Consider the following 13,754-nt stretch of genomic DNA (forward strand, 5'->3'; position numbering starts at 1 on the left):
GGTCCAGCCCGCATCATGGCTTCCAGCAAGCTCGCCGTCATCGTCCTTGCCGCCGGCATGGGGACGCGTATGAAGTCGTCCCTGCCCAAGGTGATGCACCCGCTGGCGGGGCGGCCCATGGTGAGCCATCTGCTCGATACCGTCTCGGGCCTGGCGCCCAACCGCATGGTGGTGGTGGTCGGCCCCGACATGGAGGTGGTGAGCAAGACCGTCGCCCCCCATCCCACGGTGATCCAGGCCGACCGCCTGGGCACCGGCCACGCCGTTCTCCAGGCCAAGGCGGCGCTGGGCCAGTTCGACGGCGACGTGCTGGTGCTCTATGGCGACACGCCGCTGATCACGCGGGCCACCCTCGAACGCATGCTGGCCGAGCGGCGCGGCCCCCGCGATCCGGCGGTGGTGGTGCTGGGCTTCAAGCCCGCCGACCCCGCCCATTACGGCCGTCTGGTGGTGGGCGCCGAGGGGCTGAAGGCCATCGTCGAATACCGCGACGCCACCCCCGACCAGCGCGAGAACCCGCTGTGCAATTCCGGCGTGATGGCCATCGACGGCAACCGTCTGTGGAGCCTGATCGAGCGCGTCGACAACAGGAATTCCAAGGGCGAGTACTACCTGACCGACATCGTCGCCCTGGCCCGCGCCGACGGCGCCACCTGCACCCATGTGGAGGGCGACCCCGCCGAGCTGCTGGGCGTCAATTCCCGCTCGGAGCTGGCGGTGGCCGAATCCCTGGTTCAGGCCCGCCTGCGCGAGACGGCCATGGATAACGGCGCCACCCTGATCGACCCCGCCACCGTGTGGCTGTCGTGGGATACCCGGATCGGCCGCGACGTCACCGTCTGGCCGCACGTGGTGTTCGGCCCCGGCGTCACCGTGGGCGACAACGTCGAGATCAAGGGCTTCTGCCACTTCGAGGGCTGCTCCATCGAGGACGGCGTGGCCGCCGGTCCCTTCGCCCGCCTGCGTCCCGGCGCCGAGATCGGCGAGAACGCCCATATCGGCAATTTCGTCGAGGTCAAGAAGGCCACGGTCGAGGCCGGCGCCAAGATCAACCACCTGACCTATATCGGCGACGCCCGGGTCGGCGCCGGCGCCAATGTGGGCGCGGGCACCATCACCTGCAATTACGACGGCTTCAACAAGTCGTTCACCGACATCGGAGCCGGGGCCTTCATCGGCTCCAACACCTCCTTGGTCGCTCCGGTGACCATCGGCGACGGCGCCGTGGTCGGTGCCGGATCGGTGATCACCAAGGAGGTGACTCCCGGCGCGCTGGCGGTGGCCCGCGGCTCGCAGATGGAACTGAAGGGCTGGGCCGAGCGTTTCCGCGCCCAGCAGGCCGCCAAGAAAGCGAAGAAGGACTAAGCCCCATGTGCGGCATCGTCGGCATCATCGGCAAGGTGGAAGTGGCCCCTCTCCTGGTGGAGGGGCTCCGGCGCCTGGAATATCGCGGCTATGATTCGGCGGGCATCGCCACCCTGGTCAACGGCGATATCGAACGCCGCCGGGCCGAGGGCAAGCTGGCCAACCTGGAAGCCCTGCTGAAGACCAGGCCGGTGGGCGGCCTGATCGGCATCGGCCACACCCGCTGGGCCACCCACGGCGTGCCCAACGAGCGCAACGCCCACCCCCACGCCACCAGGCGGGTGGCGGTGGTGCACAACGGCATCATCGAGAACTTCCACGAGTTGAAGGCCGAGCTGTCCGCCAAGGGCCACGTGTTCGAGAGCGATACCGACACCGAGGCGGTGGCCCAGCTGATCGACCACAACCTGGGCCTGGGCATGGCGCCGGAAGAAGCCACCGCCAAGGCGCTGGAGCGCCTCCAGGGCGCTTTCGCGCTCGGCATCATCTTCGCCGGGCGGCCCGACATGATGATCGCGGCGCGCCAGGGCTCGCCGCTGGCCATCGGCTATGGCGCGGGCGAGATGTATCTCGGCTCGGACGCCCTGGCCCTGGCGCCCCTGACCCAGAAGATCAGCTATCTCAACGACGGCGACTGGGCGGTGCTGACCGCCGAAGCCGTGGTCATCCGCGACCGCACCGGCGCCATCGTGACCCGCGAGGTACGCCAGACCCAGTTCTCGGGCGCCATGATCGGCAAGGGCGAGCACCGCCACTTCATGCTCAAGGAAATCTTCGAGCAGCCGGAAGTGGTGGGCGGCACGCTCAACACCATGCTGAATCCGGCCGAGCGGACCATCACGCTGCCCAAGCTGCCCTTCGATCTGGCGGCGGTGAAGCGGGTGCGGATCATCGCCTGCGGCACCTCGTTCTACGCCGCTTCGGTGGCCAAGTACTGGATCGAGAAGCTGGCCCGCCTGCCGGTCGAGGTGGATATCGCCTCGGAATTCCGTTACCGCTGCCCGCCCATGGAGGCGGATGGACTGGCCATCTTCATCTCGCAATCGGGCGAGACCGCCGACACCCTGGCGGCGCTGCGCTATTGCCGCGAGCACGGCCAGAAGACCCTGTCCCTGGTCAATGTGCCGGAAAGCACCATCGCCCGCGAATCCGAGGCCGCCCTGCTGACCATGGCCGGCCCCGAGATCGGCGTGGCGTCGACCAAGGCCTTCACCACCCAGTTGACCGTGCTGGCCTGTCTCGCCATCGGCATGGGCCGCGCCACCGGCGCCCTGTCGGCAGAGCAGGAGGCGGAAATCTGCCGTTCCCTGGCCGAGATTCCCGCCCGCATCGCCGAGGTGCTGCGCCGCGACGACGATATCCGGGTGATCGCCCAGGGCATCGCCGAGGCCCGCGACGTGCTCTATCTCGGGCGCGGCACCGGCTATCCCATCGCCCTGGAAGGCGCGCTGAAGCTCAAGGAAATCAGCTATATCCACGCGGAAGGCTACGCCGCCGGCGAGCTGAAGCACGGCCCCATCGCCCTGATCGACGATTCCGTTCCGGTCATCGTCATCTGCCCGACCGACGAGCTTTATGAAAAGACCGCCAGCAACGTGCAGGAAGTGGTGGCGCGCGGCGGCCGCGTGGTGTTCTTCTCCGACAAGGAAGGCATCGAGCGGCTGTCGGCCAAGGTCTATTCCTCCATGGCCCTGCCCAGTGTCGACCCGGTGGTCGCCCCCATCCTCTACGCCATCCCGGTGCAACTGCTGGCCTATCACGTGGCCGTCGCCAAGGGCACCGACGTGGACCAGCCCCGCAACCTGGCGAAAAGCGTCACGGTGGAATGACCGCCTCCCGCGCTCCCAAATGGCTGAAGCCCGCCGTCGATTTCGGTCCGCTGGCGGTGTTCATGGGGCTTTACTGGCTGAAGGGCCTGTTGCCGGCCACCGCCGGGCTGATGGCGGCGACGGCGGTGGCCCTGATACTGTCCTTCGTCTTCACCCGCAAGGTCGCCCTGATGCCCCTGGTCACCGCCCTGGTGGTCGGCGTGTTCGGCGGGCTGACCCTGTGGCTGAACGACGAGACCTTCATCATGATGAAGCCGACCATCGTCTACGGCCTGTTCGCCATGGTGCTGGGCGGCGGCCTCGTGCTGAACCGTCCCACGGTCAAGGCGGTCCTGGGCGAGGCGCTGCGCCTGGACGATGCCGGCTGGCGCACCCTGTCGCTGCGCTTTTGCCTGTTCTTCGCCGCCATGGCGGCGCTCAACGAGGTGGTGCGCCACGTCGCCACCATGGATGTCTGGGTGCTGTGGAAGGTGCCGGGCAGCATGGTGCTGACCTTCGTCTTCATGCTGTTCCAGATGCCGATGGTCCGCCGCCACATGCCGGATGAGACCGTTTCCGCGGGCGAGTAACCCCGGCAGGAATACCTCGGCAATATGTGCCCTGGGCAAAATTTGCCGGGACGGACCTACCGATCATCCTTATAAGAAACATAGGAATTCCCTCGGCTCGTCTTGCGAGAAGGGTTCGGCATGTTTCTTGCGTTGCCACGCGGAATTAGGTCAGGCATCGCCGCGATCGTCTAGGGTCCGGTCGGAGAAGCACTCATGGTCTCGTCCATATCGTCGCTGAACGAGGCGCAGATCGCTCAACTGAGCGGTGCGACCATTCGGAGCCTGACGGCCTCGGATATCCGCGACCTCAGCTCCTTCCAGATCGCCGCCTTCACCGTCTCCCAGATCCAGGAGTTCAGCGGCACCCAGCTGGCGGCGCTCAGCACCTCGCAGATGACGGGGCTGACCGAGACGCAGATCGGCGCGCTGGCTCCGTCCCAGGTGGCGTTCAGCGGCGACCAGCTGTCGGTGCTGCTCGACGCCCAGTTCGACGCCTTCGGCGTGGACGTCATCTCCTCGCTCTCCACCCTGCAGATCAAGGGACTGACCGCCACCGACCTGGGCGAGATGACGGTGACCCAGTTCCGCGCCATGGCCCCCAGCCAGTTGGCGGCACTGTCGGCCACCCAGGTCCGGGGCCTGACCGCCACCGAGACCGGGGCCCTGACCCCCACCCAGATGGCGGGAATGGCGTCGAGCCAGATCGCCGCCATGACCGGCACCCAGGTGGGCAGCCTGACGGGCGAGGCCCTTGGGTCGCTGACCCTGGCCCAGGTGACCGGACTGTCCGTCACCGGCATGCTGGCGCTGACCTCCAGCCAGATTACCGCCTTCAGTCCGACCCAGATGACGGCGCTGTCCATTACCCAGGTGCGCGGCCTGAACCAGACGGCCGCCGGAGCCATGAGCCTCGATCAGATCGCCGCCCTGAGCAGCGCCCAGATCGCCTCGTTCAGCGCCTTCGGCATCCAGGGCTTCACCGAGACCCAGGTCGCGGCGCTGAGCAGCACCCAACTGTCGTCCATCACCGCGTCGCAGTTCCAGTTCCTCAGTTCCTCGGCCATCGCCACCCTGACCCCGACCCAGATGGGAGTGCTGACCTCCAGCCAGTTCGCGGCGCTGACCACCAAGCAGGTCTCGAGCCTGACCGCGACGCAGCTGGCGGCCCTGACCACCACTCAGATTTCCTATCTCACCGTCCGCGGACTGGGCGGCCTGGACGCCGGGCAGATCGACCAGTTATCGGCGACCCAGGTGTCGGCGTTCACCTCCGCCCAGATCCGCAGCCTGTCGACCACGGCGGTGGAATCCCTGGACGCCACCCAGATCGCCGGGCTGTCGCTGGGCCAGATCTCGGCCCTGACCACGGCTCAGATCGCCACCTTCTCCACCGACGAAATCGCCGGGCTGACCGCCGCCCAGGTGACGGGGATCAGCACCACCGACATCGGCTGGCTGTCGCAGGAGCAGGTCCAGGCGCTGACCGCGTCGCAGATGGGAGCGCTCAGCGCCACCCAGATCAAGGCGCTGAACGCCACCGAAATCGGCTATCTGTCGCCCGAGCAGTTGCAGGCCCTGAGCGGCGGCCAGATTTCCGCCCTGGCGCTCACCGCCATCGGCGGCCTGACCCAGACCCTCCTGCAGTCCTTGACCGCGACACAATTCGCCGCCCTGTCGGGGACCCAGATCAACATGCTGGGCGCCGATCAACTGCACGCCCTGACCCCGACGCAGATCGCAGGCATGAGCCAGTACCAGGTAAAGGGCCTGGGAATCCGCGCCCTGGCCGAGTTCGACGAGACCCAGGTGGGCGCGCTGGGAACCACCCAGATGGCCGCCCTGACCACCTCGACATTGCGCGGTCTGACCGAATTTCAGATGGTCCAGTTGAGCGCCGAGCAGTTGGGAGCGCTAAGTCAAACCCAATTGGGAGCGCTGGCTCCCACCCAGATCGCCGCGTTCAGCCCCACCCAGATCGCCACGCTGACGCCCACTCAGATGGCCGGGTTCAACATCACCCAGATCGCCGGGTTGGCCAACGACCAGATCGACCTCATGAGCCCCAACCAGTTGGGTGCCCTGAACCTCACCCAGCTCCGCGGCCTGTCCCCGACGCAGATCGCCGAACTGACCCCCACTCAGATCGCCGGGCTGACCCTCACTCAGATGGCGGCGCTGACTCCGACCCAGATCAAGGGATTGTCGGTCGAGGTCATCGAGAGCATGTCGGATTCCCGACTGGCGGCGCTGTCGCCCCTGCAGATCGGCGGCCTGAGCATCGACCAGCTCGCCGCCCTGAGCGAAACCACCCTGGACCGGCTCAGCACCACCCAGTTGGGCGGCCTCACCGCCGGCCACATCCACGCCTTCACCGACGAGCAGTTCGCATCGCTCGACGCCACCCAGTTCCGCGCCCTGACCACCACCGGGCTGCTGGGGCTGTCCCAGGATCGGGTTCCCCTGCTGAGCGAGGCCCAGGTCACGGCACTGACCACCATCCAGATCTCCGGGCTGGGCGTCAACGTGGTCGCCGCCCTGACCGCCGATCAGATAAGTCATCTCTCCAGCACGCAACTGAAGGGGCTGCAGGCGACCCAGGTGGCGGCGCTGTCCGCCGAGGCGCTGGCCGCGCTGACCCCGAGCACCCTGGCCAGCCTGACCACGTCCCAGGTCGGCGGCCTGACCGCCACCCAGATCGGCCAGCTCAGCAACGACCAGTTCTTCGGCCTGTCGCAGACCCAGGTGACGGCCTTGCGCCAGACGCAACTGGCGGGCCTGACCCCCACCCAGTTGGGCGAGATGCCGGTCACCCAGATCCGCGCCCTGAGCGCCACCCAGATATCGAGCCTGGCGGATACGGCGGTGGCCGCCCTGTCGCCCGCCGCCATCGCGGCGCTGAGCAGCGGCCAGATACGGGCGCTGACCGCCACCAATATCGGCCTGCTGTCCGATACCCAGATGGGGGCGCTGGCCCCATCCCAGATCGCGGCGCTGGGCGTCCCCACCCTGCGTGCCCTGACCGAGGCCCAGGTGGCCGGCCTTTCCGCCGCCCAGATGGGGGCGCTGACCGTCACCCAGGTGGCTGGGCTGACCGAGACCCAGATGGCGGCCCTCGGCAACGAGCAGGTGGCGGAGCTGTCCATCAACCAGATCCGCGCCCTGAGCTCTGTCCAGTTGGGGGCGCTGAACGCCGACCAGTTGCAGAGCCTGACCAGTACCGAGATCTCGGCGCTGACCGCCACCCAGATCCGCGGCCTGGGCGCCGCCACCCTGGCCGAGCTTGCCACCACCCAGATCGGGCTGCTGAGCTTCACCCAACTGGCCTCGCTGTCGACCACCGGCGTCACCGGCCTGACCAGCAGCCAGATCGAATCCCTGTCGACCACCCAGCTTCGGGTGCTGTCCACCACCCAGATCGCCGGCTTCAGCCCCGATCAGGTGTCCAACCTGTCGCTGACCGTGCTGTCGTCCCTCAGCCGCACCCAGTTGGGCGGCATGACGGCCACCCAGGTCGGCGCCATGACCCAAAGTCAGATCGAAGGGTTGAACGCCACCAGCATCGCCGCGCTGTCGTCGGGCGGCATCGCCGGATTGACCGAAACCCAGGTGGCTGCCCTCAGCGTCACCCAACTGGCCGGCCTGACCCCCACTCAACTGGCCGGGCTGACCGCCGCCCAACTGTCCCGCCTGGATTCCGGCGAGATCGGCGAGCTGTCGATCACCCAGTTGCGCGGCCTGTCCGCCGCCCAGTTGGCCAGCCTGACCCCGACCCAGGTCGGCGGCCTGAACCAGACCCAGCTGTCGGCCCTGACCCCGGCCCAGATCGGCGGCCTGGGCGTCACTCAGTTGGAGGCGCTGGGTCCGTCGCAGATGGGATTTCTGACCGCCACCCAGGTGACCGGCCTCAGCCGCACCGCCCTGTCGGGCCTGTCCAGCGCCCTGGTCGGCGGGTTGGGCACCACCCAGTTGCGGGCGCTCTCCGCCACCCAGATCAGCGCCCTGTCCGACGACGGCCTGGACGGGCTGGATTACGACGAACTGGCCTTCCTGTCGGTCTCCCAGATCCGTGGCCTGACCTCGAGTCAGGCTGCCAGCCTGGATTCCAATCAATTGGGGGCACTGACCGCCACCCAGGTGGCGGCGCTGAGCACCAGCGCCCTCGGCGGCCTGACCACCACCGGTATCTCCGGGCTGAACCCGGCCCAGCTGGCCGCGCTGAGCACCAGCCAGATCGCGGCCCTGAGCGTCGATCAGGTGGGAGGGCTGGACAGCGCCACCATCGCCGCCCTGACCGTCACCCAGATCCGCGCCCTCGGCCCGGCGCAGCTGGCCGGACTGGGAACCGATCAGGTAACCGCCCTTACCGCCACCCAGGTGGCGGCCCTGTCCACCACCCAGATGCGCGTGTTGAACAGCAATGTCGTCGCCAATCTGGACATCGGCCGATTGAGCGTCACCCAGGTGGGATGGTTGTCCGCCGCCGGCATCGGCGGCCTGACCCCGAGCCAGATCGCCCAAATGTCCTCGGCCCAGATGCGGACCCTGTCGGCCACCCAGGTGGGATGGCTGACCGCCGACCAGGTGCAGAGTCTGACCTCGGCCGAGTTGTCCTCCCTGACCATCACCCAGTTGTCCGGCCTGACCGCCGACCAGATGGGGGCCGTCACCACCACCACGCTGGACGGCCTGACCGCCACCCAGATGGGAGCGCTGTCGGCCACCGCCATGAGCGGGCTGACCGAGACCCAGATGGCCACCCTGGGCGAGACCCGTATCCGGGCTCTGTCGGTGACCCAGGTGGCCGGCCTGACCGATGTCCAGACCCTGGCGCTGACCACCGGGCAATTGGCCGCCCTGTCGGCCACCCAGATCACCGCGCTGGGCACCACAGCCCTGGCCGGGCTCAACGCCACCCAGGTCACCGCGCTGACCGATACCCAGATCAAGGCCCTGTCGGCCACCCAGATCGCCGCCCTGTCCGAGGACGGGCTGGACGGGTTGTCGTCCAACGATATGACGCTGCTGTCCACCACCCAGTTGCGCGGCCTGACCGCCGACCAGATGGCATCCCTGTCCACCGGGCAGGTCGCCGCCTTCTCCGCGGCCCAGGTCGGTTCGCTGAGCGCCGTGACCATCGGGGGCCTGAGCAACACCCAGATCGCCTCCATGAGCGATACCCAGATCAAGGCCCTGAGCCCCACGCAGGTCGGCGGCCTGAGCCTGGATCAGGTGGCCGCCCTGGGCACCACCACCCTGGGTGCGCTGACGGCCACGCAACTGCGCGGCCTGGGCGCCACCCAGCTGGCGGTTCTGGGCGCCGACCAGGTGACGGGGCTGACCAACACCCAGTTGGCAGGACTGTCCACCACCCAGATGCAGGGACTGTCTCCGGATACCGTCGTCAACCTGACCACCACCCAGTTGGGGGCCTTCTCCATCACCCAGATGGCGGCCCTGTCCGCCTCGGGCATTTCCGGCCTTTCCGCCACCCAGATCGAATCGCTCTCCACCGTCCAGTTGCGGGCCTGGAGCGCCGGCCAGGTGGGCGCCCTGACCCCCGACCAGGTCGCCGGGCTGACCGCCGCCGAGCTTGGCGCCCTGACCATCACCCAATTGGGCGGCCTCAACGCCAATCAGGTGGGAGCGTTGTCCACCACCACGCTTACCGGCATGACCGCCACCCAGATGGGGGCGCTGTCGGCCAACGCGGTGGGCGGCCTGTCGGCCACCCAGATGGCGGTGTTCAGCGAAACCCGCATCCGGGCCATGACCGCCACCCAGATCGCCGGGCTGAGCGAGGACCAGCTCAGCGCCCTGGCCACCACCCAACTGGCCTCGCTGGCCGCCACCCAGATCGCCGCCATCGCCGCGTCGGCCATCGACGGGCTGTCGGCGGCGCAGGTCAGCAGCCTCAGCACCACCCAATTGCGCGCCCTGTCGACCGCCCAGGTGGCGGCACTGTCCGAGGCCGGCATCGACGGATTGTCCAACACCCAGATGGCGTCGCTCACCAGCACCCAGGTGGGCGTGCTGAGCGCCGACCAGATGAGCGGGCTGACCAGCGGCCAGTTGGGCGCCCTGTCGGCCACCCAGGTCCGCAGCCTGGGCACCGTCCAGTTGGGAGCGCTGGACTCCGCCCAGTTCTCCGGGCTGTCCACCACCAGCCTGGCGGTCCTGACCCCCACCCAGATGAGCGGGTTGGCCGGAACCCAGTTGGGCGCCCTGAACTCGACCCAGCTCGCCGTCCTGTCCATCACCCAGATTCGCTCGCTGTCGGCGACCGGAGTGTCCGGTCTGCCCACCACGGAACTGGCGCAGCTGTCCACCACCCAACTGAGCGCGCTGTCCGCCACCCAGGTGGGAGCCCTGAGCCCGACCCAGGTCGGCGGGTTGGCCACCACGGCGGTCACCACGCTGACCGCCACCCAGATGACCGGACTGAGAGCCACCCAGGTGGCGTCCCTGTCCACCACCCAGCTCGCCGCCCTGTCGGTCACCCAGTTGCGCGCCCTGTCCGTCTCGGCGCTGAGCGGCCTGACCGGCGACCAGAGCGCCAGGCTGAGCACCACCCAGGTGGCGGCACTCACCACCACCCAGGTGGCGGGGCTGACCCAGGCGACCTTGTCCGGCCTTTCGGCCGGCCAGATGGCGGCGCTGTCCAACACCCAGCTACGCGCGCTGACCGTCAACCAGATGGGGGGACTGACCGCCACCCAGGTGGCCGGGTTGACCGGCACCGCCTTCGCCTCGCTGTCCACCACCCAGTTGTCGGGCCTGGGCGGCACCCAGACGGCGGCCCTGACCACTACCCAGGTGAGCGGACTGACCGCCACCCAGATCGCCGCCCTGTCGTCGGGCGGGCTGGGAGGCCTGACCGCCACCCAGATCGACGCCATGACCACCACCCAGTTGCGCGGCATGTCGGCCACCCAGATCGGCCAGTTGTCCGAAGCCGCGGTAAGGGACCTCAGCACCACGGATATCGGGGCGCTGACCATCACCCAGATCCGCGGATTCCTGGACAGCCAGGTGGACGAGTTGAACGAGACCCAGATCGGAGCCATGACCGCCACCCAGATCGCCGCCCTGTCGGTGACGGCGGTGGCCGGGCTGGGCGTCACCCAGATCGACGGCCTGTCCACCACCCAGATGGGCGGACTGTCGGTGAGCCATCTGGCCGCGCTGACCACCACCGCCCTGTCCAGCCTGTCGGCCCAGCAGATGGACGCCCTGTCCGTCACCCAACTGCATGGCCTGACCCCGGTCCAGATGGCGGCTCTGGGCACCGACCAGATTCAGGGGCTGTCCTCCACCGACCTGGCCGGGCTGTCCACCTCGCAGTTGGGCGGGCTGAGCTCCGTGGGCGTCGGCGCCCTGTCGGGGTCCCAACTGGCCAGCCTGTCCACCACCTCGCTCACAGCCCTGTCCAATACCGGCCTGTTCGGCCTGACCCCGAGTCAGTTGGCCGGCCTGTCGCTGACCCAGATTCTCGGCCTGGGCGCCACCCAGATGGCGGCGCTTGCCACCACGGCGGTGACCGGCCTGTCGTCCACTCAGGTGGCGGCGCTGTCCACCACCCAGTTGCGCAGCCTGACCGGACCGCAGATGGGCGCGCTGTCCGCCAGCCAGATCGCCGGCCTGTCCACCACCCAGGTGGCCTCGCTGGCCGCCACCCAGTTGGCGGGCATGACCGCCACCGGCATCGGCTCGCTGAGCGTCACCCAGTTGCGCGGCCTGTCCACCACCCAGATCAGCTCGCTTTCCAGCACCGGCATCGGCGGCCTGACCGAGACCCAGCTGGGGGCGCTGACCACCACCCAGTTGCAGGCGGTGACCGTCACCCAGATAGGGTCGCTGACCACCACCCAGGTGAGCGGCCTGACCGCCACCGAGATCGACGCCCTGACCACCACCCAGTTGGGCGGCCTGTCGGCCAGCGGCATCGCCTCGCTCAGCACCACCCAGATCTCGGCGCTGACCACCAAGCAGATTTCCTCGCTGTCGCAACTCGGCATCTGGGGCTTGACCGCCACCGAAGTGGCGGCTCTGTCCACCACCCAGATCGGGGCGCTGACGCCGTCCCAGATCAACGCCCTGTCGCCCACCGGCATCGTCGGCCTGAGCATCGAGCAGTTGGGGAGCCTCAACTCGACCCAGTTCTACGCGCTTGCCGGAGAGCAGATCGCCGCGCTGACCCCGACCGAGGTCGCCGGCCTGACGACCGCCCAGATCGCCCAGATGGACAGCGAGCAGTTGGGGGCGCTGACCCGCGTGCAGATCCGTGCGCTGACCACCACCCAGGTCCAGGCCCTGTCCGTCACCCAGATCCGCTCGCTCAGCACCGTGCAGGTGACCAACCTGACCGGCGGTCAGTTGCAGGCTCTGACCAACACCCAGTTCGCCGCCCTGTCGGCCACCCAGGTAGGGGCGCTGACGCCGACCCAGGCCAGCAATCTCAGCACCTCCGAGATGGCGGCCCTGTCGCCCAACCAGTTGGGCGGCCTGACCACCACCCAGGTGGCGGGGCTGTCGACCACCAATGTGGGAGCGCTCTCCACCACGCAGATCGAGGCGCTGAACGCCATCCAGATCGACGCTTTCACCAGCACGCAGATCGCCGCCATGACGCCCGAGCAGATCGCCGCCATGCAGTCGGCGGTGGCTTAAAGCCCTTACTCCTCCACGCCGACCTTCTCGGCCAGGAGAAGATACTGGCCGTCGGCGTCGATCACCGCCTCGCGGACCCCGTCGCGTACCGGCGATTGCTCGACGATGGCGGCCAGGGGCGACAGCCGCGACTTCGCCTCGTCCAGCGAGGCGACGTAGATATAGGGCGTCGTGCGGTTGAGCAGGACCGCCACGGTCCAGGGGCTGAACTGGCGCTCCATGAAGGCCTTGGTGGCCAGCAACTGGTAGCTGTGCCCGGCGCGCAGGCCGACGCAGCCGGCATCGCCGCTGTCCACCGGTTCGAAGCCCAGGGCGAGATACATCTCGACCGCTTCGCTGATGTCGGGCAACACCGTCAGGGGGGTCACCCGGCGGGCCAGTTCCTCCATGGTCTCACTCACCTTCGGGGAACACCGCCCATTTGGGCTTGGCGGCGATCAGCCCGGCTCCGCCGGCCGCCAGTCCGGCTCCGCCTTGGGCGCGGAACTGTTCCAGGCGCACCAGGGCCAGTCCCACGGTGCCGCAAGCCGAGCGCATTTCGCCGGCTTCCGCCTCGCCCAGCAGGATCGGGGTGCCGGGCGCGGGCGCCGGGCCATCGATCTCCACCGGCATCAGCCGCTTCCTGATCAGGCCGCGATACTTGGTGCGCGCCGTCAGTTCCTGGCCCATGTAGCAGCCCTTGTTGAAGTCGACGCCGTTCAGCTCCTCGAAGCCGTTTTCCAGCAGGATGGCCTTGTCCACCTCGAGATCGCGCGAACCGTCGGGCAGGCCGAGGCGGATGCGCGCCTCGTCCCACACCGCGAACGGCGCCGGCTTGAAGTCGTTGGCCTCCAGCACCCGGGGGCCGCCATCGGCGGGCAGCAGGGCACGCAGGCCGGCCCCGGCCAGGCGGGGGTCGACGAAGACGCTGCCGCCGGCGAATTCGGTGGCGACACCCGCCTCGTTGGGCAGATCGAAGGCCGAAGCCGCCCCCTCGCCCAGCACGGCGAACACCGCCATGTTGGCCGCCACGGCCACCGTCACCTTGGAGCGCAGCTTGTACATGGAGAGCTTCTTGCGCAACTCCTCGATGCGCGCCGCCTCGGCCTCGACCAGGAAGACGTCGCCCAGTTCCACCACGAACAGGTCGTAGAGGAACTTGCCCTGCGGGGTCAGCAGGGCGGTGAACACGGCCCGGTCGCCCGCCACCTTGTTCATGTCGTTGGAGACCAGCCCCTGCAGGAAGGCGCGGCGGTCCTCGCCCCCCACCTCGAGCACGGCACGCTGTTCCAGACGCACGAAGACCTTGTCGCTCATCAGTCAAATCCTCTCTGGCAACCTTCAGGACAAAGGGTGGGTCAAA

6 protein-coding genes are annotated in these 13,754 nt (G+C 68.5%); 4 read left to right on the forward strand and 2 right to left on the reverse strand.

All coding sequences use genetic code 11. The features are described from left to right. Nucleotides 1–15: 15 nt before the first annotated feature. The 4 genes from glmU to CP958_RS02085 all read left to right on the forward strand — a co-directional run bounded on the left by glmU (nt 16) and on the right by CP958_RS02085 (nt 12,412). Complete coding sequence (gene glmU / locus CP958_RS02070) at nt 16–1,365, forward strand: bifunctional UDP-N-acetylglucosamine diphosphorylase/glucosamine-1-phosphate N-acetyltransferase GlmU (protein ID WP_096700355.1); 1,350 nt, start codon at nt 16–18, stop codon at nt 1,363–1,365. 5 nt (nt 1,366–1,370) lie between these two features. Continuing rightward, on the forward strand, nt 1,371–3,194 hold the full coding sequence (gene glmS, locus CP958_RS02075; RefSeq protein WP_096700356.1) for a glutamine--fructose-6-phosphate transaminase (isomerizing): 1,824 nt from the start codon (nt 1,371–1,373) through the stop codon (nt 3,192–3,194). Beyond that, nucleotides 3,191–3,763: a septation protein IspZ gene (gene ispZ / locus CP958_RS02080; protein ID WP_096700357.1), complete on the forward strand. Its 573-nt coding sequence runs from the start codon at nt 3,191–3,193 to the stop codon at nt 3,761–3,763. The genes glmS and ispZ overlap by 4 nt, the downstream gene beginning before the upstream one ends. A 195-nt stretch (nt 3,764–3,958) precedes the next feature. Then, nucleotides 3,959–12,412 carry a hypothetical protein gene (locus CP958_RS02085; protein ID WP_096700358.1) on the forward strand — a complete coding sequence of 2,818 codons (8,454 nt, stop codon included), beginning with the start codon at nt 3,959–3,961 and terminating at the stop codon, nt 12,410–12,412. Nucleotides 12,413–12,417: 5 nt separating this feature from the next. On the opposite strand, the gene CP958_RS02090 is transcribed toward CP958_RS02085, so the two are convergent. After that, entirely contained in the window at nt 12,418–12,813 is a 396-nt protein-coding gene (locus CP958_RS02090; RefSeq protein WP_141400393.1) for a hypothetical protein, read from the reverse strand. Then, nucleotides 12,806–13,708, reverse strand: coding sequence for a folate-binding protein YgfZ (locus tag CP958_RS02095; RefSeq protein ID WP_096700360.1), 903 nt, complete (start codon nt 13,706–13,708; stop codon nt 12,806–12,808). The genes CP958_RS02090 and CP958_RS02095 overlap by 8 nt, the downstream gene beginning before the upstream one ends. Between the last annotated feature and the right edge of the window lie 46 nt (nt 13,709–13,754).

This window comes from Magnetospirillum sp. 15-1 (assembly GCF_900184795.1).
In the GTDB taxonomy this organism is placed as follows: Bacteria; Pseudomonadota; Alphaproteobacteria; order Rhodospirillales; family Magnetospirillaceae; genus Phaeospirillum.